Source organism: Mesorhizobium muleiense (assembly GCF_900099905.1).
GTDB classification, from domain to species: domain Bacteria; phylum Pseudomonadota; class Alphaproteobacteria; order Rhizobiales; family Rhizobiaceae; genus Mesorhizobium; species Mesorhizobium muleiense.
The window spans coordinates 216,259-238,477 of the sequence record NZ_FNEE01000008.1 but is presented as its reverse complement, the minus strand read 5'-3'; the positions used below and the strand labels follow the sequence as shown (position 1 = coordinate 238,477).

Annotated in this window: 20 protein-coding genes; 9 read left to right on the top strand and 11 right to left on the bottom strand. The window is 63.2% G+C overall.

The genetic code is table 11. The features are described from left to right. Window positions 1-52 precede the first annotated feature (52 nt). The 4 genes from BLT09_RS16875 to BLT09_RS16860 form a co-directional block, all read right to left on the bottom strand. Entirely contained in the window at window positions 53-715 is a 663-nt protein-coding gene (locus BLT09_RS16875) for an aminotransferase class IV family protein (RefSeq protein WP_091594871.1), read from the bottom strand. Continuing rightward, window positions 664-1,809, bottom strand: a complete 1,146-nt coding sequence (locus BLT09_RS16870; RefSeq protein WP_091594869.1) for an aminodeoxychorismate synthase component I — start codon at window positions 1,807-1,809, stop codon at window positions 664-666. Before BLT09_RS16870 ends, BLT09_RS16875 begins: the two co-directional genes overlap by 52 nt. 171 nt (window positions 1,810-1,980) lie before the next feature. Further along, on the bottom strand, window positions 1,981-2,802 hold the full coding sequence (locus BLT09_RS16865; RefSeq protein WP_091594867.1) for an NADH-quinone oxidoreductase subunit E: 822 nt from the start codon (window positions 2,800-2,802) through the stop codon (window positions 1,981-1,983). 353 nt (window positions 2,803-3,155) lie between these two features. Continuing rightward, complete coding sequence (locus BLT09_RS16860; protein WP_167366455.1) at window positions 3,156-4,994, bottom strand: M3 family oligoendopeptidase; 1,839 nt, start codon at window positions 4,992-4,994, stop codon at window positions 3,156-3,158. A 191-nt stretch (window positions 4,995-5,185) separates the two neighbouring features. Here BLT09_RS16860 and BLT09_RS16855 point away from each other — a divergent pair, with 191 nt between their 5' ends. After that, window positions 5,186-6,715, top strand: coding sequence for a sigma-54-dependent transcriptional regulator (locus BLT09_RS16855; RefSeq protein WP_091594865.1), 1,530 nt, complete (start codon window positions 5,186-5,188; stop codon window positions 6,713-6,715). 376 nt (window positions 6,716-7,091) lie between these two features. Next, complete coding sequence (mepK, locus tag BLT09_RS16850; RefSeq protein WP_091594863.1) at window positions 7,092-8,975, top strand: peptidoglycan L,D-endopeptidase MepK; 1,884 nt, start codon at window positions 7,092-7,094, stop codon at window positions 8,973-8,975. Between the two features lie 131 nt (window positions 8,976-9,106). Here mepK and BLT09_RS16845 read toward each other — a convergent pair whose 3' ends face one another. Beyond that, window positions 9,107-9,745, bottom strand: a complete 639-nt coding sequence (locus BLT09_RS16845) for a 2-dehydro-3-deoxy-phosphogluconate aldolase (RefSeq protein ID WP_091594860.1) — start codon at window positions 9,743-9,745, stop codon at window positions 9,107-9,109. A gap of 192 nt (window positions 9,746-9,937) precedes the next feature. Here BLT09_RS16845 and trhO point away from each other — a divergent pair, with 192 nt between their 5' ends. The 3 genes from trhO (at window position 9,938) to BLT09_RS16830 (ending at window position 12,896) form a co-directional block, all read left to right on the top strand. Next, a complete protein-coding gene (gene trhO, locus BLT09_RS16840; RefSeq protein ID WP_167366454.1) occupies window positions 9,938-10,861 on the top strand; it encodes an oxygen-dependent tRNA uridine(34) hydroxylase TrhO in 924 nt (307 codons plus the stop codon). A gap of 247 nt (window positions 10,862-11,108) precedes the next feature. After that, window positions 11,109-11,861, top strand: coding sequence for a tellurite resistance TerB family protein (locus tag BLT09_RS16835; RefSeq protein WP_091594858.1), 753 nt, complete (start codon window positions 11,109-11,111; stop codon window positions 11,859-11,861). Window positions 11,862-12,140: 279 nt separating this feature from the next. Continuing rightward, entirely contained in the window at window positions 12,141-12,896 is a 756-nt protein-coding gene (locus BLT09_RS16830) for an SDR family oxidoreductase (protein WP_091594856.1), read from the top strand. Window positions 12,897-13,088: 192 nt separating this feature from the next. On the opposite strand, the gene BLT09_RS16825 is transcribed toward BLT09_RS16830, so the two are convergent. Continuing rightward, on the bottom strand, window positions 13,089-13,469 hold the full coding sequence (locus tag BLT09_RS16825; RefSeq protein ID WP_091594853.1) for a YciI family protein: 381 nt from the start codon (window positions 13,467-13,469) through the stop codon (window positions 13,089-13,091). Window positions 13,470-13,503: 34 nt separating this feature from the next. Beyond that, the gene (locus tag BLT09_RS16820) at window positions 13,504-14,688 is read right to left on the bottom strand and encodes a pyridoxal phosphate-dependent aminotransferase (protein ID WP_091594851.1); all 1,185 of its coding nucleotides are present in this window, start codon (window positions 14,686-14,688) and stop codon (window positions 13,504-13,506) included. 83 nt (window positions 14,689-14,771) lie between these two features. Between BLT09_RS16820 and BLT09_RS16815 the strand changes: the two genes are divergently transcribed. From BLT09_RS16815 to denD, 4 genes are all read left to right on the top strand, one after another. Further along, window positions 14,772-15,458, top strand: a complete 687-nt coding sequence (locus tag BLT09_RS16815; protein ID WP_091594936.1) for a GNAT family N-acetyltransferase — start codon at window positions 14,772-14,774, stop codon at window positions 15,456-15,458. 128 nt (window positions 15,459-15,586) lie between these two features. After that, window positions 15,587-16,564, top strand: a complete 978-nt coding sequence (locus BLT09_RS16810) for a cation diffusion facilitator family transporter (protein ID WP_091594849.1) — start codon at window positions 15,587-15,589, stop codon at window positions 16,562-16,564. Between the two features lie 62 nt (window positions 16,565-16,626). Beyond that, window positions 16,627-16,833, top strand: a complete 207-nt coding sequence (locus BLT09_RS16805) for a hypothetical protein (protein ID WP_027153224.1) — start codon at window positions 16,627-16,629, stop codon at window positions 16,831-16,833. A 1-nt stretch (window position 16,834) separates the two neighbouring features. Then, window positions 16,835-17,806 (top strand): D-erythronate dehydrogenase, encoded by a 972-nt coding sequence (gene denD, locus BLT09_RS16800; protein ID WP_091594847.1) that lies wholly within the window; start codon window positions 16,835-16,837, stop codon window positions 17,804-17,806. Between the two features lie 254 nt (window positions 17,807-18,060). On the opposite strand, the gene BLT09_RS16795 is transcribed toward denD, so the two are convergent. From BLT09_RS16795 to BLT09_RS16780, 4 genes are all read right to left on the bottom strand, one after another. Beyond that, the gene (locus BLT09_RS16795; protein WP_413468389.1) at window positions 18,061-19,197 is read right to left on the bottom strand and encodes a nickel/cobalt transporter; all 1,137 of its coding nucleotides are present in this window, start codon (window positions 19,195-19,197) and stop codon (window positions 18,061-18,063) included. Between the two features lie 4 nt (window positions 19,198-19,201). Next, window positions 19,202-19,870 (bottom strand): DUF1007 family protein, encoded by a 669-nt coding sequence (locus BLT09_RS16790; protein WP_091594845.1) that lies wholly within the window; start codon window positions 19,868-19,870, stop codon window positions 19,202-19,204. 83 nt (window positions 19,871-19,953) lie between these two features. After that, on the bottom strand, window positions 19,954-20,853 hold the full coding sequence (locus BLT09_RS16785) for a LysR family transcriptional regulator (protein ID WP_091594843.1): 900 nt from the start codon (window positions 20,851-20,853) through the stop codon (window positions 19,954-19,956). A 1-nt stretch (window position 20,854) separates the two neighbouring features. After that, complete coding sequence (locus BLT09_RS16780) at window positions 20,855-22,054, bottom strand: amidase (protein ID WP_091594932.1); 1,200 nt, start codon at window positions 22,052-22,054, stop codon at window positions 20,855-20,857. Window positions 22,055-22,219: the final 165 nt, after the last annotated feature.

Genomic DNA, 22,219 nt, shown 5'->3' with positions numbered 1-22,219 from the left:
CAAGGGGAGACAAGCGATTCGCAATCATAGATTGTATCCCTTCGATTGCGTTTCAGCCCAGCCGCGCCGGGATCAGTCCGCGCAGTGAATTGCCGACGAACAGCGCTTTGGCCGACTTCAGATCATCCAGGCTGTAGATTGCCTCGCGGGCGCGGCCTTCGTCCAGCAATTCGCCGCGCAACACGCCAGGCAGCAAGCCGCAATCGAGCCGCGGTGTTGCCAGCGCGCCGTCGCCGAAATCGGCAAACAGATTGGTGATCGTGCCCTCACAGAGTTCGCCGCGCTCGTTGGCCAAGAGAACCTCGTCGGCCCGGCTGATCAGATATTCGGAGCGCGCCCGCTGATAGATGTCCCGGCGGCTCGTCTTGTGGCGCAGCAGCGTGTCGCTTGATTGAAGCCGCACCCGCGCCAGTTGCAGCCTCCAGACCTTGTCGGCTGCGTGCGGCTCATAAGGCAGCGCCGAGACCGTCACCTTGCCGCTGCGCGACAGGACCAGGCGTGTACGCAAGGCTATGTCCGGCCGGTCGACGGCGTTCCTGAGCATCTCGCCGACCTTCTGCGGATCGCAGGCAAAACCCAGTTCGGCCGCCGAGCCATAAAGGCGTGCCAAATGGCGGTCGAAACGGAGGAAGCCCTGGCCCGGCTGCCAGCGCATGGTTTCGATCAGCTCGAAATCGGCGGTGTTCCCGTCGCGTAGCGCGCTTTCAACAGGCACTCCTGATACTCCTCCTCGGCCGTCGAATCGAAGACGACGCCGCCGCCGACATTGTAGACGGCCTCGCCGCTGGAAAAGAGCGATATGGTGCGGATGGCCACCGAAAAGCGCATCGTGCCGCCGGGCGCGATCCAGCCGATCGCGCCGCAATAGACGTCGCGCGGCGTGGCTTCCAGATCGTGCAGGATTTCCATGGCGCGGATTTTCGGGGCGCCGGTGATCGATCCGCATGGAAACAGCGCAGCGAATATCCGGCGGATGCTGAGGTCGGGCAACAGCTTGGCCCGCACGCGGCTCACCATCTGGTGGACGGTCGGGTAGCTCTCGATGCGGAAAAGCTCCGGCACCTCCAGCGTGCCGACTTCGCTGATCAGCGAAATGTCGTTGCGCAGGAGATCGACGATCATCCGGTTCTCAGCCTGGTTCTTCTCGTCATTGAGCAAGAACGTCTTCAGCCGCTTGTCCTCCGCCTTGGTCGCGCCGCGCGGGGCGGTGCCCTTCATCGGATGCGTCTCGATCATGCCTGCGGCGTCGATCTCGAAGAACAGTTCCGGCGAACGCGACAAGACGACCGGATCGCCGAGCGCGATCAGCGCGCCGTATTTCACCGGCTGGCGCTCCGTCAGCGCGTCGAAGGCGGCCAGCGGATCGCCCGACCATTGCGCATGAACCGGAAAGGTCAGATTGCCCTGATAGCAATCACCCTTGCGAATGTGATTGTGGAGTCGGGCAAAGCGTTTTGCGTAGTCTTCCGAAGTCCAGGCGGCCCTGGCGTTGAAGATCGGGCCGTTGGTCGACGGCGCGTTGCCGGGCACAACCGGCAGTTCGACAGGCGCGTCGAAGATCCCCAGGCAGACAAGCGGGGCGCGGCGTCCGCCCGGCAGCAGCGGAACGAGCTTCGGTTCGAGCAGGTAGCCGGCCTCGTAGGAGAAATAGCCGGCCAGCCATTTGCCGGCGTCATGCGCGGCCTGCGCAATGTCCAGCGCCGGCAGGAAATCCTCTGCCTCATGCGCCACGATGATGTCGGCCGGCTGGTCGAAGACGAGCTGATGAGCGCGCTCGTCATTTCGAAAAATTGCAGAGGGCAGGGGCATGGGACTCTGATGCTGCGATCGATGACGCCAGCTATCGCTCTATATGGCGGCTCGATCGCGCGCAATCGAGAGACCGGCGTCTCAAGACGCAAACGCAGCTAGTGCAAAAGCAAACCGGCGGCACCTCGCGGGCGTCGCCGGTCCCTTATGTGCTCGATGCCGGCAGGCAATTCAGGTGTTGCTGCCGGTCCCCGCGGTCGGGAAGCGGCGCGCGAATTCCTCCTCATCGCCGGCGGCAAGCAGTTTCGCCTGCTCGATCCAGCGCTCACGCTCGATGCGGCCGTCGAAGTTCAATGTCTCCTCGATCCGCTTGACGTCGGCGGCCGTCCAGGCGGCGATTTGCGCGTAGGTCGTCACTCCGAGCCCGTGGAGCAGTCGCTCGTTGGCCGGGCCGATGCCGATCAGGCGGCGCAGATTGCTGGCTTTGCCCACCGCCGCCTCTGTTGTCGCGGCTTTCTTTGCCGCTGGCGCAGCGCTCTTTGGTGCAGCACTGGTTTTCGATGCGGGAGGTTTTGGCGCACTTGGCTGCGACGGACTCGCTTTCGATGCACTCGCTTTCGATGCACTGGCCTTCGGCGCGGCTGCCGCCTTCCCGGCCGCCGGTTTCTTGGACGTGGTCTTTGCTGGCCCGGTCCTAGCCGGCCCGGTCTTGGCCGGCGTCGCCTTAGCGGGCGTCGTCTTGGCGGGCGTCGTGTTGGCCGGCGCGGATGTCGCCATCAATGCCGGCGGTGCCGGGATTGCTGCCTTTGTCGCACCGGCCTTGGTGCCTTGCGCCTCGCCCAACTGGCGCTCCAGGTCGGCGCGGGCGCCGCGGCATACTTCCAGCTCACGGGTCAGGCGGTCGGCGTCGGCGCGCAGCCTGTCGCGCTCGCTGCGGCTGCGGTCCATGTCACCGCGCAGGCTGTCGAGATCGCCACGCGGGCGTCCCCAGATGAACCAGCCAGCCAACACACCTACCAGGAACGCCAGGAGCATGTAGAAAAAAGTGCCCATTGTCTCTCTCCAGTCCGATCCATCTGCCGTGGCCTGGGACCTTGGCACAAGGACCATTCAATGGTGGCTCCGCTGCTCGTGGAACAGCCGGCTTAAATCGCGCTGTCGGCGACCGGCTTTCCTGCCATGGCCAACGGCGCTGTCGCAATCGTCGAAGCGCCGTGACCGGCCGAAGATTTGGCCGCGCCCGACTGAGCTTGAGGCGGGACGCTATCATACAGCTTCCGGAAAGCTAACGGAAAAATTCCATGGAGAGTTATTTAAGAACAGATATTTAGGGGAAGAATAGAATGGCCTTCAATATGCATTGCGGCTAATCTGTTCTGTCGAACCTGGATGTTCAGCGCTGTGCGTCAATTGTCCAAAGCTTCGAGCTCGTCGATCAGCCCGCTGATCACGCCAAGGCCGATCTGCCAGAAAGCAGGATCGGTGGCATCAAGACCGAAGGGAGCCAGGAGCTCGGAATGATGCTTGGTGCCGCCGGCGCGCAGCATGGCAAAATATTTGTCCTGAAAGCCACGCTCTGCATTCTGATAGACCGCGTAGAGCGAATTCACCAGGCAGTCGCCGAACGCATAGGCGTAGACGTAGAAAGGCGAATGGATGAAGTGTGGAATATAGCTCCAGAAGACCTCGTAACCCTCGCGCAGCTTGATCGCCGGCCCGAGGCTTTCCGCCTGCACCTCCAGCCAGAACTGGCCGAGCCTGTCCGATGTCAACTCGCCGTTTTTGCGCTCGGCATGCACCTTGCGCTCGAACTCGTAGAAAGCGATCTGGCGCACGACCGTGTTGATCATGTCCTCGACCTTCTGGGCAAGCATGGCCTTGCGCTCGCGCTTGTCGGTGGTCTGGTCCAGCAGCGAGCGGAAGGTCAGCATCTCGCCGAAGACGGACGCCGTCTCGGCCAGTGTCAGCGGCGTCGAGGCCATCAGCGCGCCCTGGCTTGCGGCGAGCACCTGATGCACGCCGTGGCCAAGCTCATGCGCCAGCGTCATCACGTCGCGCGGCTTGCCCATGTAGTTGAGCAGGACATAGGGATGCGCCGACGGCACGGTCGGATGCGCGAAGGCGCCCGGCGACTTGCCAGGCCTTACCGGCGCGTCGATCCAGTTGCGGTCGAAGAAAACCCGGGCAATCTCCGCCATGTCAGGTGAAAAGCGCTGATAGGCGGAAAGCACCGTGTTCTTGGCCTCGTCCCAGCCGATGATCGCTTGCGGGGTTTCCGGCAACGGTGCGTTGCGGTCCCAGTGGTTCATCACTTCCATGCCGAGCCAGCGCGCCTTCATCGCGTAGTAGCGGTGTGACAGGCGCGGGTAAGCGTCACGAACGGCTGAGGCCAGCGCATCCACCACGCTGCGCTCGACGCGATTGGCGAGATGCCGCGAATCGGCGATGTCGGCGAAGCCGCGCCAGCGGTCGGAGATCTCCTTGTCCTTGGCCAGCGTGTTGGTGATCAGCGTGAACGTGCGCAGATTCTTGCGGAAGGTTGCGGCCAGCGCTTCAGAAGCCCGGCGGCGCACCTCGCCATCGGCGTGCTGGAGGCGGTTCAGCGCCGGCTCCAGGGTCAGCTCTTCGCCATCGATGTCGAAGCGCAGGTCGGTCATCGTCTCGTCGAACAAGCGGTTCCAGGCGCCGCGTCCGGTAATCGACTTCTCGTGGAGAAGCTGCTCGACCCTGTCTTCGAGCTGGTAGGGTTTGTCCATGCGCAGATCAAGCACCCACGGCCGGTAGTGAGCGAAGGCGGGGTCGGCAGCAAGCGCGGTTTCGATCGCGGCATCGTCGACAAGATTCAGTTCGAGCGCGAAAAACAGAAGATGCGCGCTGGCGTCGGTCATCTTCTCCTGAATATCGCCATAGAGCTTGGCGCGCTGCGGATCCGCGGTGTTGCCGGCGTAGATCAGTCCGGCATAGGAGACGATCCGGCCAATCAGTTCCTCCAGCGCCTCATAGGCGGCAAGCGCCTCGCCCAGCCTGCCGCTGTCGGCCCGCTCCGCCTCGGCGGCGAGCGTGCCTTTCCAGCGGCTCTCGAAGCTGATGGCATCGGCGAGCGCCTTGGCGATGTCGCGTTTCAGCTCGGGGGCGTCCATGCCGGAATAGAGATCGGCGAGATCCCATTCCGGCAGATCACCAAGCTCCGCCGCGCCCTGACCGGACGCCGCCGCCGCAAGCTGCCGACTAAAAACCATGCTCATTGCCGACACTTTCCAGTTTGTCAAAGGGCCAAAGAATCAAGGGGATGAGAAAGCCGGTCAAATCCTAAGCAATTCGTTCACCGGGTTTTTTGAAATCTTATTTAGAACCCTGTGCCAGGATGATCCATAGGGTTCCCCATTGGGTGGGCACAGTGGGGTGGGCATATTGGGCGAGCATCGTTGAACCAGTCATGACAGGTTCCATACTCATAGTCGATGACGATCCCGTGCAGCGCAGGCTGCTCGAGGCGGCGGTGACGAAATTCGGCCACAGCGCGATCATCACGGATGGCGGCGAGGCCGGTCTCGACGCGCTCGACGGGCCCAAGGCGCGCGACGTGTCGGTGGTCATCCTCGACCTCGTCATGCCGGGCCTCGACGGCATCGGCGTGCTGAAGGCGATGCGTGAGCGCGGCATCCAGGTTCCGGTCATCGTGCAAACCGCCCAGGGCGGCATCGAAACCGTCGTTTCGGCCATGCGTCACGGTGCTTTCGATTTCGTCGTCAAGCCGGCATCTCCCGACAGGCTGCACGCATCGATCGGCAACGCGCTCAAAGTCGAGGCGGTCGAGGGGGAAGTGAAGCGCACGTCGCGGCGGCGCGGCGGCCATCTGACCTTCAAGGACATGATCACGCACAGCCCGGCGATGGACCGGGTGATCCGTCTCGGCCAGAAGGCGGCCGCGTCCAACATCCCGATCCTTATCGAGGGCGAATCCGGTGTCGGCAAGGAGCTGGTGGCGCGCGCCATCCAGGGCAGCGGCGATCGCCGCTCCAAACCGTTCGTCACCGTCAATTGCGGCGCCATCCCCGACAATCTGGTCGAATCGATCCTGTTCGGCCACGAGAAGGGCTCGTTCACCGGCGCCACCGAAAAACACACCGGCAAGTTCGTCGAGGCGCATTCGGGCACGCTCTTCCTCGACGAGATCGGCGACCTGCCGCTCGACGTGCAGGTCAAGCTGCTGCGCGCCGTGCAGGACGGTGAGGTCGATCCGGTCGGCGGGCGTTCGACCGTCAGGGTCGACATCAGGCTGATCTCGGCGACACACCGCAATCTTCTGCAGCAGGTCAAGGACGGCAAGTTCCGCGAGGATCTGTTCTACCGCCTGAACGTCTATCCGATCTTCGTGCCGCCGCTGCGCGACCGTCGCGACGACATTCCGTATTTGGTCGAGCATTTTCTGGACAAGGTTGCGCCCACCGGTCCACGTCATCGCCTGCACGGCATTTCGGCTGCGGCGCTCGCCATGCTGCAGGCCTACGACTGGCCGGGAAACATCCGCCAGCTGGAAAACGCCGTCTTCCGGGCCTCGGTGCTTTGCGAAGGCGATCTGCTGACGGAAGAGGAGTTTCCGCAGATCCGGGCGCAGGTCGAGGGCACCGTCAACCTCGATGCGCATGACTGGTTGCCCGCGTTGCCTTTGGTCACCGAGCCGCTGGGCGAGGGCGCCAATAATGGCATCGCTGTGACCGAGCCCGATCCGCCTGCCAGGCAGCAGCCTCGCTTCGGCACGCTGCGGGCGCTGGACGAACGCGGCAATGTGCGGGCGCTGGCCGATGTCGAACTCGAAATGATCAAGCTCGCCATCGACCACTATAGCGGCCAGATGAGCGAAGTTGCCCGCCGCCTCGGCATCGGCCGCTCGACGCTCTATAGGAAGCTCAAGGAATACGGCATCGATCCGGAAACGGGCCGTATCGACCGGCTTGCTTCCTGACAGGCAAGCCCGGACCAGCTTGCCAACCTGGCATCAGGACAATCGACAGTCGCGAATCGGGCGTGACGCGGTCGGGCGACGCGCTTGCCGGCAGTATTCACGCATTGAGGCGTCTGGTAACAGATCGTGTTCAGGCAAAGCCAGAAACATGATCTAAACCAGCAGTTTACCAAGAAACCCCGTGCAATATTTTTGACGGGATATCGCCACGGTGTTACCGCATTTCGGCTTCAATAAGCGATGATTAACCATTAGGATCGATATTCGGATACGAACACCACCGCATCCGTTGGTCAAATCCGGGGACAAACGGCAGCCTGCAAGGCCTTTTGATTTGAACAAAGTCGAACGACACACAGACGGGCGGCACTATCACATGAGCGCCTGGCCGAGATGGCTGGCAGCGGTGATTCTCGCCTTAGGCTTCCTTACAGCGGCTGCGACCGGCGCCAGCGCCCAGACACGTTCGCTGAAACTCTACAACCTGCACACCAAAGAGAAGGCGGAGATCGTCTTCAAGCGCGGCGGCCGCTACGATCAGGCGGGTCTGAAAAAGATCAACGTCATCCTGCGTGACTGGCGCCGCAACGAACCGACCAAGATGGATCCGCGCCTGCTCGACCTGGTCTGGGAGGCTTACCGGCAGAGCGGCGCCCGCGACTACATCCAGGTCGTGTGCGGTTACCGTTCGTCGTCGACGAACTCGATGCTGCGCAGCCGCAGCAGGGGCGTTGCCAAGAAAAGCCAGCATACGCTCGGCAGGGCCATGGATTTCTACATTCCCGGCGTGCCGCTGAAGAAACTGCGCGACATCGGTCTGCGGATGCAGGGTGGCGGCGTCGGTTATTATCCGAGGTCCGGCTCGCCGTTCGTCCACATGGATGTCGGCAATGTGCGGCATTGGCCTGGCATCAGCCGCCAGGAACTGGCGCGCGTGTTCCCCAACGGCAAGACGCTGCATGTGCCGAGCGACGGCAAGCCGTTGCCCGGCTATTCACAGGCGCTCGCCTCGTACAAGGCGCGCAAGGGCGCCGGCGCTCCCGCCATCGAAATGGCCAGCGCAGGTGGCGGTGCCAAAAGATCCGGCGGTCTGCTGGCGGCTTTCTTCGGCGGCGGTGAAGACGAGGCCGATGACAGCGCCGATGTCGCAGTCGCGCCAACGCCGAAGTCAACCGTCAAGCCGGCGAATGTGAAGCTGGCGACCGCGAAGCCGGCGCCGGCCGCCAGGGACAGCAAGCTTCCGGGCATTGCCATCGTGTCGCCTGAGAATGCGAAGCGCGCCGAGATTCCGCAAATCGCCGATGCGCCTGCTCCCGAACCGGAGGAGGACACGCCGGAAACGATCATCGCGGCGCTGCCGGCGCGCAGCGTGCCGCTGCCCGATTTCGCCCCGCGTCCGAAGGCCGATGTCGCTCAGCCGCCCGAAAACGTTCCGTTCGGCGTGGCGGATGCCACCGCCACCACCGAACAGGCGGTGACGACCGCGCAAGCGCCGGCGAACGCTCCCTTCGGCATGACCGAACCGTCCGTTGTCGCCGATGCGGCGCAGGTTGCCGCCAACAACATTCCGTTGCCGACCTGGCGCCCCAATCACTCGTTGCCGGCCGACCTTGCAGCGGCCGACCTTGCGCCGCAGGACAAGGCTGTGCTTCTGGCGCTGGCGGATACCGCCGGGCACGGCAAGACCGCTACCGATGTGTTCTCGGTGCTGCCGTCGGCTCGGCCCGATCTGGCCCAGCCCGAATTGGCGCAGCCTGACCAGGTCCAGTCTGCCGCAGTCCAGTCTGACGCGGTCAAAGCCGTCCTTGAACGGGTCAGCGCAACCGACGAATACCAGGTCGCTTCGCTCTCCCAGCCAAGCGCGGTCCTCGGTGAGCTGGCGAAGGGCAATGCCGCATCGCCGCGTGAGGCTGTCTTTGCCCGCCCGGCTGGCTCCGATCCGGCCGCGGCGATCGGCACGGGTGTGAAGACCACCCGCAAGGCAGCCAGGGCAACCGCCCGTGACCTGAAGCCTGGTCCCAAGTCCGTGGTAGTCGCCGCCGAGCCGACGGCGGCGCGCTGGGCGTTGAACAGCGGCGAGAATGTCGCCACCGTCTCCAGCGCGACGACGGCGCAGCGCTACGCCTACAATATCGTGCACACGCCCCCAACCGAAGTCTATACCGTGGGCTTCCAGGCGGACGATCAGTTGGCCGACGCCAACCGGTTCACCGGCAAAGCCGTCAAGTTCCTGTCGGTCGCCCGCTTCAGGACCGAGTAGCGGATCGACCAACCAATAAAAAAAGCCGCGCCGGTAACCCGCGCGGCTTTTTTTTATGCATGTCGTTATGCCAGAACCGCGGCATCCTTGTGCGCGGGCATGCATTGGTCTGCTTGGGGTGAGAGTTGTCTCTATCGCCCGAGCTTGCTCGCGGCGCGCGCCAGGGCTTCGATTTCGTCCCATTTGCCGGCCTTGACCAAATCGTCCGGCGCCACCCAGGAGCCGCCGACGCAGATGACGTTGGGCAAGCTCAGATAGTCGCTGGCGTTCTTGTCGGTGATGCCGCCGGTCGGGCAGAATTGGACATCGGCGAGCGGCGAGGCGAATGCCTTGAGCGAGGCGATGCCGCCCGACTGTTCTGCCGGGAAGAATTTCAGGAAGCGCAGGCCTGCCTCGCGGGCGGCCATGATCTCACCGGGCGTGATGGCGCCGGGCAGCAACGGAACGTCGCTGTCCTTCGCCGCCGCCAGAAGCTCGCGGGTGATGCCGGGGCTGACGATGAACTTCGATCCGGCTGCCGCCGCCGCGTCGAACTGGCTGATGTCCAGAATGGTGCCGGCGCCGACGATGGCTTCCTCGACCTCGCTTGCCACGAGCCGGATCGCCTTGAGCGCATCAGCGGTCCGCAGCGTGATCTCGATCGCCGGCAGGCCGCCGCGCGCCAGCGCGCGCGCCAGCGGCACGGCATCGGCGAGATTGGCGATCTTCAGCACCGGGATAACCGGTTGGCCGTTGAGGAGCGACAGGAGCTTTTCGGTCTTGCTGGGCATTTGTCGTCTCTCCGGTATTGATCCGTTCAATCGGTTAGCAGAAGGCCGGTTTTCTGTCCACGAAGCGAAGCGTGTCGCGATGTCACGCGCTGCCGGCAAGTCCGTCAGACCGGCCGTCAAAGGCCACCAAGGAGAGGCTGCTCCGCGCGGCGGCCTTGAATCGGCTTTCATGAGCGTTTAGTGGCTTCGGCGATGACACTGCCCAATCAGCCCCTGCGCGTTGCCGCGCTCTACAGGTTTGCCCGGCTCGACGACTTTGAGGCGTTGCGCGCGCCGCTCGCCGCCTTTTGCTGCGGACGCGGTATCAAGGGCACGCTGCTGCTGGCGCATGAGGGCATCAACGGCACGGTCGCCGGCAGCGAAGCTGACATAGCCGCGCTCATTGATCATCTCGAATCCATCGAAGGTCTCGCCGGTCTCGAGGTCAAGTACAGCAGCGCCGCGCAGATGCCGTTTCACCGCATGAAGGTGCGGCTGAAGCGCGAGATCGTCACCATGGGTGTTGGGGATCTCGATCCGGCGGCAAGCGCCGGCACCTACGTCGCACCGGCCGACTGGAACGCGCTGATATCGGATGTGGACACGATCGTCATCGACACGCGCAACGCCTACGAAGTATCGATCGGTACGTTCAAGGGAGCGGTCGACCCCGCGACAACGAGCTTTCGCGAATTCCCGGCCTGGGTCGAGCAGCATCGGGCCGAGCTCGTCGGCCGCAAGGTGGCCATGTTCTGCACCGGCGGCATACGCTGCGAGAAGGCAACGGCCTATGTGAAGTCGCTCGGCTTCGAGGATGTGTTCCATCTCAAGGGCGGTATCCTGAAATATCTCGAAGAGGTGCCTGCCGAGCAAAGCCTCTGGCAGGGCGAGTGCTTCGTCTTCGACGAACGCGTCTCGGTGTCGCACGGCTTGATCGAGGGTGAGGCCGAACTTTGCCGCGCCTGCCGGCATCCGCTGACCGGGCAGGACCTGCTGTCGTCGACATACGCCGCCGGTATCTCATGCCCGCATTGCTACGATGTCCGTTCCGACGAGGATCGCGCCCGCTACGCCGAGCGTCAACGCCAGGTCGAGCTGGCGCAAGCGCAAGGCAGGGCTCCGCATATCGGACGTTAAAGCGACGTGCGTCCACTTGGACGCACAAAGTACGCTCTAACATTTTGAATCCATAAATCGTGCCTTCCGAAAATCGATTCCGATTTTCGGCCCAACGCGTTGGACAAGGCAAATCCTGACATCATCTCGTTTGTGCCATCACCGGCAAAGCGCCCATCCGTCATTGTAATGTCCATATGCGGGGCCTACCTGTTCAACGTCCGAAAACCTGCCCGGCGCTTTCGGCCGGCCAATTCTGGAGGCATTGATGTTCGATCCCAAGAAGCTCCTCAACGATCTGCTCGGCTCGCAAATTCCCGGAACCGGGTCGACCGTGCGCGACAAAGGGGGTCAGGCGGTGCAGATGGCTAAGGACAATCCGCTGGCCGCTGGCGCGCTGGCCGCGGTGCTGCTCGGAACCGGCGCTGGCCGTCAGGTCGCCGGCACGGCGGTGAAGCTCGGCGGCCTGGCCGTGGTCGGCGGCCTCGCCTACAAGGCCTACCAGAACTACAAGAACGGCAAGGCGCCGGCTGAAACGCAAGTTGCCGGTGAACCGGAATTGCTGCCGCCGCCCGCCGACACCAGCTTTCATCCCTCGCAGGCGCCGCAAGGCGAGGACGAATTCACCCTGACCCTGGTGCGCGCGATGATTTCGGCGGCGAAGGCCGACGGCCATATCGACGACGACGAACGGCAAAAGATCGCCGGCAAGCTCAGCCTCGCGGGCATCGACGCCGACGCGGAGAAATTCCTGTTGTCGGAACTGGAAAGGCCGCTCGACCTGGATACGCTGGTCGCCGGCGCCCAAACCGACGCCCAGAAGCTCGAGCTCTACACCGCCTCGCGTCTCGCCATCGATCCGAATACACGTGCCGAACGCGGCTATCTCGATCTGCTCGCCGGCCGCCTCAGCTTGCCGGATGCACTGCTCGACCATGTCGAGGCGACGGTGTCGGCGGCAAAAGTGCCGGTGCCAGAGGTGCCGGGATCGGGCAAGGCAACCGCCAATTCGCGCTGGTAGGCTTCAGGGCCGCGGAGAGCGGCAATCCGGCGTGCTTTCGCGTTAATGTCTCGTTTACCCAGGAAGCGCATGATTTTAAGCAGTCGGATCGGCTTTCCTCCTCCCAGCCGGTTCAGATCAGGGCGGCCGCCAATGGCCGCCCTTTTTGTCGGAGCCGGTTAGCGCATGAGCCGAAATCGGAATCGATTTTTGCAAGCGATCATGCGCAAATTCAAAAATTGCTCAAAATCATGGTGCTATAGCGTCCTCGCGGGCATGCGGCGCTATAGGAGGACAGTTATGACAGACTACAAAACAGCCATCGTCACTGGCGCCGGCACGGGCATCGGCAAAGCCGTCGCCACGGCGCTGCTCAGGGCCGGCTGGAATACGGTGTTCTGCGGACGTCGCAAGCCGGTGCTGAACAAGGCAATCGCTGATGCCGGATCGACACAAGCCAAGGCGCTGGCGGTCGCCTGCGACATCAGCAAGGCCGACCAGGTCGACGATCTGTTCGAGACGGTGGCGGCGGCTTTCGGTCGTGTCGACCTGCTCTTCAACAATGCCGGCACGGGCTACAAGTCGACATTGATCGACGAGATCCCCGTCGAGGTGTGGAACGAAATTGTCGGGGTCAATCTCACCGGCTCGTTCCTGTGCGCCCGCGCCGCCTTCGGCGCCATGCGCAGGCAGCAGCCGATGGGCGGCCGCATCATCAACAACGGCTCGGTGTCTGCCTACGCGCCGCGTCCGGGCTCAGTGCCCTATACCGCGACCAAGCACGCCATTACCGGGCTGACCAAGACGCTGGCGCTGGACGGCCGGCCTTATGACATCGCCTGCGGCCAGATCGACATCGGCAACGCCTTGACCGACATGGCGCAGGCGATGACGGTCGGAGTACCGCAAGCCAATGGCTCCATCGCCGCCGAAGCGGTGATGGATGTCCAGCAGGTCGCCAATGCCGTCCTCCATATGGCCAGCCTGCCGCTCGACGCCAACGTGCTGTTCATGACCGTGATGGCGACGAAGATGCCGTATGTCGGGCGAGGGTGAGCGGCCGGTTCGCGTCAGCGAATTCATCGTGCCACTGGCACGATGAAAGGCCGGCGAACGCCGGGAGGACCCGGGCGGACGGCGTTCAATTTTGGCTAATGCATGTCGCGCAAAAGTGCGCAGCGGTTTTGCGATAACGACATGCATAAAACAAGAACTAAAGCGCGTCGCATCCTTCAAACGCGATGCGCTTTAGGACTGCGTCACCGAAAGCGGCACGCCTGGAAGATATAGCGAAATAGGGCGGATTTCGTAGACGGCGGTCGGATTGACACGGCGAAAGTCGCGCGCAATCGCGATCGCGGCGTCGCGCGTGGCGCAGTCGACGACGTATAGTCCCAACAATTGCTCCTTGGTCTCGGCGAAGGGTCCGTCAATGACAATTCCGGCGCCCGGCCCGCGCAAGGTGCACGCGTCTTGGGTCGCCCCGAGCCGCGCGGCCGGGCCGAGGCTGCCATCCCGGTAAAGCCGTTCGTGGATATTGAGCAGGTCGGCCATCAGCGCCGCGTCCTCCTCCGGCGTCAGCGCCGTGACCACTTCTTCCACGTGATAGGCAAGGATGGCATAGAACATCTGACATCTCCTTTCGTCGGTCGCGTACCCGCCCTCACTTGCCCAGAAACGCCTTGATCCGTTCCAGCGCGCGCAGGATGTTCTCTTCGGAATTGGCGTAGGACAGCCTGATATAGCCTTCACCGAGAACGCCGAAATCAGGTCCGCCGATCAGCGCCACGCCGGCATCCTCAAGCAAAGCCGAGGCGAGCTTCTTGGCCTTCCAGCCGGTTTTTGAGACATTGGGGAAGGCATAGAACGCGCCTTTCGGCGTGATGCAGGAAACGCCCGGCAAAGCGTTCAGCCCTTCGACCACGACATTCCTGCGGCGGTCGAAGGCGCGCATCATCTTGTCGACGTCGTCCTGCGGACCGTCGATGGCCGCGATGCCGGCATACTGGCTCGGCGCATTGACGCAGGACCAGCAATTGACCGCCAGCTTGCGCACCTTGTCGTAGAGGTGGGCGCCCTTGTCGCCGTTCGGCCAGATCGACCAGCCCATGCGCCAGCCGGTCATCGCCCAGGTCTTCGACCAGCCGTTGAGCACGATCAGTCGGTCGCGGATTTCGGAGAAATTGAGCAGCGAGAAGTGCGTCTCGCCGTCATAGGTCATCACGTCGTAGATCTCGTCGGAGAGGATGGCGACGTCCGGGTGCGCTTCCAGCCCCTTGACCAGCTTCTCGATCTCGGCGCGCGGGGTGACCCCGCCGGTCGGGTTGGCCGGCGAGTTGAGGATGAGCAGCCTGGTCTTCGGCGTGATGAGCGCCAGCGTCTCCTGCGCCGAGAAGGCAAAGCCGTTCTCCTCGCGCATCGGCACCGGTATCGGAGCAGCACCGGTGAACTCGATCATCGAGCGATAGATGGGAAAGCCGGGATCGGGATAGAGGATCTCGGCGCCCGGTTCGCCGAACATCAGGATAGCGGCGAACATGGTCGGCTTGCCGCCGGGCAGGATCATCACCGCCTCGGGCGACACCTCCACACCGGTTGTGGTCAGCGCGCGGCGCACCACCGCCTCGCGTGTCGCCAGCAGGCCGTTGGCCGGCGTATAGCCGTGGTGGCCGTCACGCAGCGCCTTGATCGCGGCCTCGACGATGTGCTGCGGCGTCTTGAAGTCGGGCTGGCCGATGCCGAGATTGACGATATCGCGGCCCTGATGGGCGAGCGCGGTGGCACGAGCCAGCACCGCAAAGGCGTTTTCCTCGCCGAGACGATCGAAGGCCGAAATCGTGTGGAGCATTTTTCCCGTCCCTGTGGTTCTTTCACCGAGCGAGCGTTTTTGTGAGCGTCCTTTCGCAAAAGTCAAACGGATTGGAGCTTTGGGTGTCGGAAAATCTCAAGAATTGGCAACCGCGCCCGCGGCCGGAGCGCAAGGTGCTGGAGGGGCGCACTGTCAGGCTTGAGCCGCTGAGTTCCGAAAATCATGGCGACGGCCTGTTTGACGCGTCGTCGGTGCCTGATGTCGACGACCGCTTCGCTTGGCTGCCCGATTATCCGCCGCAGACCCGCGCCGCCTTCCAGCCGTGGCTGGACAAGGCCGAAGCCAGCGAGGACCCACTGTTCTTCACCGTCATCGACAAGGCCAGCGGCAAGGTCGCCGGACGCCAGACGCTGATGCGCATCGACCCTGCCTATGGCGTGATCGAGATCGGCAACATCTATTGGGGTCCGCTGATCGCGCGCAAGCCGGCGGCGACGGAAGCGCAATTCCTGTTCATGAAATACGTCTTCGACGAGCTTGGCTATCGCCGCTACGAATGGAAATGCAACAACCGCAACGAGCCGTCGAAGCGCGCGGCGGAGCGTTTCGGCTTCAAGTTCGAGGGCATTTTCCGCCAGCATCTTGTGGTCAAGGGCGAAAACCGCGATACCGCGTGGTACTCGATCATTGACAAGGAGTGGCCGGCACTGCGCAGAGCCTATGAGGCATGGCTCGATCCGGGCAATTTCGATGGCGACGGACGGCAGAAGCGACGGCTCGAGGACTTCCGCGCCGAGTTCGGCGCCTGACCATGATCCAGGACCACGATCCCGAAAAGTGAAGGCCGAGTTTTCGGGCAAGATCATGGTCAAACAGGAAGACAGAGCCTCCATCCCGATTCTGCCGGGATGGATCAGGCTCTAACAGGAGTTCGCAGGTGGCGCATACCCACGACCATGGTTCGCAAGGGCATGACCGCAGCCACGGCGCCGGTCATGTGCATGGCTCGACCGACAAGAAACGGGTCATGATCGCAGCCTGCCTGACCGCCGGCTTCATGGTCGTGGAAGCGCTTGGCGGTCTCTTGGCGGGATCGCTGGCGCTGCTGGCGGATGCCGGCCACATGCTCGCCGACTGTATCGCGCTCGGGCTTGCCTGGTATGCTTTTCATCTGGCCGGCCGGCCGGCCACGGTTCGCCTCACCTACGGTTTCGGCCGGGTCAAGACGCTGGTCGCCTATACCAACGGCATCGCCATCTTCGCCATTGCGCTGTGGATCCTCTATGAGGCCTGGGAACGCCTGCTGACGCCTGCGCCCGTGCTCGGCGGGCCGATGCTGGTCGTCGCGATCGCCGGTCTGCTGGTCAATATCGGCAGCTTCTTCGTGCTGCATGGCGGCGACCGCGACAGCCTGAACATGCGCGGTGCCATCCTGCACGTGCTCGGCGATCTGCTTGGCTCGGCGGCGGCGATCATCGCTGCGCTGATCATCCTGGCGACCGGCTGGACGCCTATCGATCCGATCCTGTCCGTCCTTGTCTCGCTGCTGATCCTGTCCACCGCCTGGTCGCTGATGCGCGAAGCAGCCCATGTCCTGCTCGAAGGCGTGCCGGCGAGCCTCGATCGCGACCTGATCGCCAGGGACATAGAAGGGACGGTGAACGGCGTGCGCGAGGTGCATCACATGCATGTCTGGTCGCTTGACGGGTCAAGCAACATGGCGACCTTGCATGCTTGCCTCAACGATGGCGTCGATGCCCACAAAGCGGTCAGCGCCATCAAGAAGCGGCTTGCCGCGCATGGCATTGCCCACGCCACCGTAGAACCGGAATTCGGCCATTGCGCCGATGATAAGCATGATGGCGAGCACGACCATGCGCATGATGCGGCTCCGCATCATCGCCACTATCACTGATCCCAGGAGTTCCATGGCATGGTAACGAAGTTGACGAATCCCCGCCGTGTCAGGGCCGCGTGATGGATCGTGACACGCGCAATGCGGCGATCGGCGCACTGTGGGTGCTGCTGCTGTTCGGCATCGCCGCCTACTATTTGCCAACCGTGATGTTGGCGGTCGGCCGCGTGTCGACCATTCTTGCCGCTATTATTGCGGCTGTCTTCATGGTGGCCATTTTCGTCGTGTTTTGGCTGCGTGGCCGCAGCCAGCGCAAAAAGGATCATTGATATGCGTGTTTTGATTACCGGCGCGGCAGGCATGGTCGGCCGCAAGCTCATCGCCCGGCTGGCGAAGGATGGAACGCTCAGCGGCCGGAAGATCGCCGCGCTCGACCTTCACGACATCGTGCCGCCGCAGGCGCCGACGCTGGATGGCGTCGACGTCACCATCCATACAGGCGATCTCGCCGCGGCGAGCGCGATGGAACGGCTGGCCGCGTCGCGCCCAGACGTGATCTTCCATCTCGCCGGCGTCGTGTCGGGCGAGGCTGAAGCCAATTTCGATCTCGGCTATCGCGTCAATCTCGACGGCACAAGGGCGCTGTTCGATGCCATAAGACTGGCGGGGTTTGCGCCGCGCGTCGTCTTCACCTCGTCGATCGCCGTGTTCGGCGCACCGTTTCCGGACATTATATCAGACGAATTCCACCCGACGCCGTTGACCTCCTACGGCACGCAGAAGCTGATGGGCGAAGCATTGCTCGCCGATTATACCCGGCGCGGCTTCTTCGATGGCATCGGCATCAGGCTGCCGACCATCTGCGTCAGGCCGGGCAAGCCCAACAAGGCGGCTTCAGGCTTTTTCTCCGGCATCATCCGCGAGCCGTTGAACGGCCAGGAAGCAATATTGCCGGTATCGCGCTCTGTCGTACACACCCACGCCAGCCCGCGCTCGGCGGTGAATTTTCTGATCCACGCAGCAGCGATCGACGGCGACGCCGTCGGGCCGCGCCGCAATCTGACGATGCCCGGCGTCGCCGTCACGGTCGGCGAGCAGATCGAGGCCCTGGAACGCATTGCCGGCGCCAAGGCGGTGAACCTGATCCGCGAGGAGCCCGACGATACGATCTGGGCGATCGTCAAGGGCTGGCCGACACGGTTCGAGGCGCGGCGGTCGACGGAGCTTGGTTTTGCCGCCGAAACCAGCTTCGACGACATCATCCGCGCGCATATCGAGGACGAGTTGGACGGGAAGATCTGACTTGCGTTGATATTCAGGTCAGGGTGGGCTGGTACTGCGCCAATTACCGACCTCAGCGCCGCCCCTCATCCGCCTGCCGGCACCTCTCCCCGTATAGTGACGGGGAGAAGCGGCTGGCCGCATTCTCGGCGCGTTTTTTTGCAGCGCTGGACATTGGCGAAATCTGTTGCGAAGGCGTCCTTCTCCCCGTCACTATACGGGGAGAAGTGCCCGGCAGGGCGATGAGGGGCAGCGCCTGCCATCCAATCAAAGCGTCATCCGCCAGTCAGGCTCGCCGACAACAACAGCAATCCAAACAAAAAGACGAAGGCTGCGCCGCCGATCTCGACGATCGAGTGGATGCGGTTGCCCATGCGGCCGTCGCCAGCGAAATACACCGCCCAGTTCTTGGCCGTCACAGCCAGCGTCGCCAGGATCGAGACGGTGATCGCGGTGCCGAGGGCCATCGCCAGCACCGACAGGATGCCGCCGAACCATAGCCCGTTGAGCGCGGCAAAGCTCAGCACGATCAGCGCGCCCGAGCACGGCCGGACGCCGACCGCGGCCACCGCCGACCAGGCGGTGCGCCAGTCGAAGCGGTCCCCGGAAAGCAGCGCCGGGTCGGGCGCGTGTGAATGTCCGCATGTCTCGCAGACTTCGCCCGCCGCATGGTGATGATGATCGTGCCCCCCATGACCATGATCGTGATCGTGTGCGCCATGATCGTGGCTATCATGGTCGTCGCCGTCATGGCCATGTGCGTGAAGCGCATGCACCGAATGCGCATGTGCAGGATGGCCCGTTTGCGAATGGCCGGCATGGGCCGCCGAAAGGCTATAGGCAGGGTTCGCACCGAACAGGCGAAGGATGGCAGGGCCGGCCTTGCGCCACAAAAGCCAGGCGCCGAACAGGGTGACAAAGACAAAACTCGTGACTTCGAGGAACCATGCCGCGTCGGTCATCGATATGGTGGTGCCGCGCAGGACGAAGTAGGCGAGCATCATCACCAGGATCGCCGTCACCGCCTGCAACAGGGCCGAGACGAAGGACAGCATGATGCCGCGCCTGAGCGCGACTTCGTTCGCGACCATGTAGGACGAGATCACCGCCTTGCCGTGACCGGGGCCGGCGGCATGGAAAATGCCGTAGGCGAAGGACAGGCCGATAAGCAGCCACAGCTTGCTGCCGTCCTCACGCATCGCCTTCATCGCACCGGCAAGCGCGCGGTAGAATTCCTGCTGACGCAGATTGATCCACATCAGGATCTGGGCAAACGGGCCGGTGGTGGGGGCCATCCCGTCATTGGTGCCGATGCCGAGCGAGCTCTGGGCGTGGGCTGAGCCGAGGACGTGCGTCATGACAAGGGCGGCGGCCAAAAGGCCGAAAGCCAAACGCAGGGACGGTTTCGTCACCGGATTATCCTTTTGGCTGACAGTTCAGTTCAAGCTTGGTCGCAAATATCTTGCTCATATCGGTGCCTGTCGGATCATTGAAGAAGGCGTCCGTCAGGTTCTTCTGGTTCGCGGCGATCGCCTCGTCGGGGTTCGGACGAACGACCTTGCTCGTGCATGTCGACGGCAAGTCGGCGACCTGCATATTGGCATCCTCGGTGAAATCGATCGCCGTGTAGAAGGTCGGGTCATAGACGCCGATATCGATCTTGCCGGCCAGCCTGGTTGGCGCCTTGGGTTCGGATTCGAACAGGATAATGAGCTGGTCGTTGTCGAAATTCGCCATCAGCTGCGGCGGCGGGCTCATCGCCTCATCCTTGCCGTCGACGGTGACGAGCTGGAAGTAATTGAACTCCGCCAGCGAAGCGTGGACGGTGTCGGCGACTTCCTTCAGCTCCTTGTCGTCAAGCTTCAGATCGGAATTCTTGTCGAACTCCATCATCACCGTGCTCGAAAACAAATCGTCGAAGCGCCAGACATGACGCAAGGCCTTCACGCTTTGGTGATCCGGGCTGAGGATCACTTCGAGGCGAGCCTCGGCGAAGACGTGGGGATGCACGTCGGCTGGCCCGACCGTGGCAAAAGTCGCCGCCATGGCCGAAGCCATCATGATTGTTTGCCGCTTCAGGTTCATTCTGGGTGGTGATTCCATCGACTTCGGTGACTGTCGAGAGTTATCAGAAAGCGGGCGAAAATGGGACCCCGGGCGGCTAAAAGTCATGCGTTGTCGATCGTCTTGAACCACTGCACCAGGAAATCGACAAAGACGCGAACTTTCGCAGGCAAATAGCGCCGGTGCGGATAGACGGCGAAAATGCCGCCGCCGGGCAAGATGCGGTCATCCAGTGTGCTCACCAGCCGGCCACTTTCGATGTCGGGCGCGGCGATGAAATCCGGCAGGATGGAAAATCCCAATCCCGCCACGGCGGCGGCCCTTGCCGCCATCGGACTGTTGACCTCGATCGGGCCGGAGACCGAAACAGTCACCGTGTCGCCGCTGTCGCCCTTGAACGGCCAGTTGGTTAGCCAGCGGCCATTGGTGTCGATGATGCAGGGCATGCGGCCAAGGTCCTGCGGCCGCGCCGGCATGCCGTGCCTGGCAATCAGTTCGGGAGATGCGCACAGCCGCACCGAGAACGGCGCCAGGCGCCTGGCGATCAGCGAGGAGCTTTCCAGCCGCGAAATGCGCACGGCGAGATCGAAGCCTTCCTCGACCAGATCGACGAAGCGGTCGTCGAGATGAATGTCGAGCACGATGTCGGGATGCTGCTTGGCGAAGTCGATCAGCGATTGGCCGATCGGCGCATCGGCAAAGGTGCGCGGCGCCGACAGCTTGATCCTGCCGCGCACGTCGCCAGAGGATTCGCGCACCGCATCGGCCAGGCTGTCGACCTCGCGGACGATTTCCGAGGCGCGGCGGTAATAGGTGTGGCCGGCCTCGGTCAGCGAGAACTGCCGGGTGGTGCGGTTGAGCAGCAGCGCGCCGAGCTCGTCCTCCAGCTCGCGCACATATTTCGACAGCAGCGCCTTGGAGCGGCCGATCTTGCGCGCCGCTGCCGAAAATCCTTCGGCCTCGACGACGTCGATGAAGGCGCGCATGCGGGTCAGCGTATCCATGTCATGCGCTCCTTTGCTGGGCTGAAAGGATGCGCGCGACAAGCGCCATCAGCTGCCGGTCGCTGTTTTTGGGTCCGAGCAGCGAGAGGCCGAACGGGGCGCCGTCGACCAGGCCCAGCGGCAGGGTGATCTGCGGAAAGCCGGACAGACCGGAAAGACACAACAGTCTCAGCGCGCGTTCGCGATAGGTCTGCAAATCGTCGAATGAGGCGGCCTTGAGCGGCGCGGCACCTGGAGCGGTCGGCAGCACAAGGACGCCGTCCTCGCCAAGCAGGTCGGCAAGCTCAAGACGAAACGAAACGCGACGTTCCGTTTCGAATTGCGCGGTTGCCGCGTCGATGGCTGCGCCATGCTCGAAGCGCTCCTTAACGCCGGGGCCGAGCATCCGATCGCCGCCGGCGATCCAGGCACCATGATTTTGCCACGCCTCGTACCCCTGCAGTTTGCGGAAGCACCAATAGAGATCGTCGGTGGAATGCGACAGCGGGGCAACGGTACGCGGTGCGCCTAGCACCGATGCGACAGCGCGGACCATGGCGCGATACTCGTTAGCTTCCCGCGGGCCGAGCACGAGCCCGTCCAGCGCATCCAGCGCGAGGGGGCGCTGCAATTCGTGGTTGTGCGGATCGTCGCCGAGCAGCACCGCGCCGACCTTGTCATAGGTGGCCGTGTCCCTGGCGAACCAGCCGAACGTATCCAGTGAAGGGGCCAGCGGCATCGCGCCTTCGAGCGAGATGCGGCCATGCGTGGTCCTCAGGCCGATCAGCCCACAAAAGCTTGCCGGGGCGCGAATCGAGCCGCCGGTATCGGATCCGGCGGCGATGTCGGCCAGCCCGCCGGCGACCGTGGCGGCGGAACCGGAGGACGAGCCGCCGGTGACGCGATCAGGTGCTGCCGGATTGACCGGCGACGGGAAATGCGCGTTCAGCCCCATCAGCGAGAAGGCCAGTTCGTCGGTCTGCGTCTTGCCGACGAAGCGCGCGCCCGAATCAAGCAGCGCCTGGACGGCCGGCGCCGTCGCCGAGGCGGGTGAAGCCTCTTGGTATTTTTGCGGATTGCCGCAGCCGGTGCGGTAGCCGGCGACGTCGTAAATATCCTTGACGGCCAGGCGCAGGTCGGCAAGCGGGCCGGACTGCGCATTGGATACAGGTATACCATTGAGGTCGAGAAAAGCGTTCAGAGGGCCGCGAGTGCCTGCCATGCGTTCGATATCCGGATACAGTTGTTGCAACATTGTTCGACGCCAGGAATTTTACAACCTGGCGTACGATTTTTATTGATTGTGAAATCCATCGACCTTATATCGCGCTTGCCCAAAGTCGCACGTGCCTGTGGGTGTCCGCCGATCCTCAAAATGGTGAGGGAT

Coding starts and splice junctions, on each gene's coding strand:
- BLT09_RS16870 (WP_091594869.1), bottom strand. CDS start 1,809: ATGCCCCTGCCCTCTGCAATTTTTCGAAATGACGAGCGCGCTCATCAG.
- mepK (WP_091594863.1), top strand. CDS start 7,092: ATGAGCGCCTGGCCGAGATGGCTGGCAGCGGTGATTCTCGCCTTAGGC.
- BLT09_RS16830 (WP_091594856.1), top strand. CDS start 12,141: ATGACAGACTACAAAACAGCCATCGTCACTGGCGCCGGCACGGGCATC.
- BLT09_RS16865 (WP_091594867.1), bottom strand. CDS start 2,802: ATGGGCACTTTTTTCTACATGCTCCTGGCGTTCCTGGTAGGTGTGTTG.
- BLT09_RS16820 (WP_091594851.1), bottom strand. CDS start 14,688: ATGCTCCACACGATTTCGGCCTTCGATCGTCTCGGCGAGGAAAACGCC.
- BLT09_RS16845 (WP_091594860.1), bottom strand. CDS start 9,745: ATGCCCAGCAAGACCGAAAAGCTCCTGTCGCTCCTCAACGGCCAACCG.
- BLT09_RS16835 (WP_091594858.1), top strand. CDS start 11,109: ATGTTCGATCCCAAGAAGCTCCTCAACGATCTGCTCGGCTCGCAAATT.
- BLT09_RS16805 (WP_027153224.1), top strand. CDS start 16,627: ATGGATCGTGACACGCGCAATGCGGCGATCGGCGCACTGTGGGTGCTG.
- BLT09_RS16790 (WP_091594845.1), bottom strand. CDS start 19,870: ATGAACCTGAAGCGGCAAACAATCATGATGGCTTCGGCCATGGCGGCG.
- BLT09_RS16785 (WP_091594843.1), bottom strand. CDS start 20,853: ATGGATACGCTGACCCGCATGCGCGCCTTCATCGACGTCGTCGAGGCC.
- BLT09_RS16855 (WP_091594865.1), top strand. CDS start 5,186: ATGACAGGTTCCATACTCATAGTCGATGACGATCCCGTGCAGCGCAGG.
- denD (WP_091594847.1), top strand. CDS start 16,835: ATGCGTGTTTTGATTACCGGCGCGGCAGGCATGGTCGGCCGCAAGCTC.
- trhO (WP_167366454.1), top strand. CDS start 9,938: ATGACACTGCCCAATCAGCCCCTGCGCGTTGCCGCGCTCTACAGGTTT.
- BLT09_RS16825 (WP_091594853.1), bottom strand. CDS start 13,469: ATGTTCTATGCCATCCTTGCCTATCACGTGGAAGAAGTGGTCACGGCG.
- BLT09_RS16780 (WP_091594932.1), bottom strand. CDS start 22,054: ATGGCAGGCACTCGCGGCCCTCTGAACGCTTTTCTCGACCTCAATGGT.
- BLT09_RS16860 (WP_167366455.1), bottom strand. CDS start 4,994: ATGAGCATGGTTTTTAGTCGGCAGCTTGCGGCGGCGGCGTCCGGTCAG.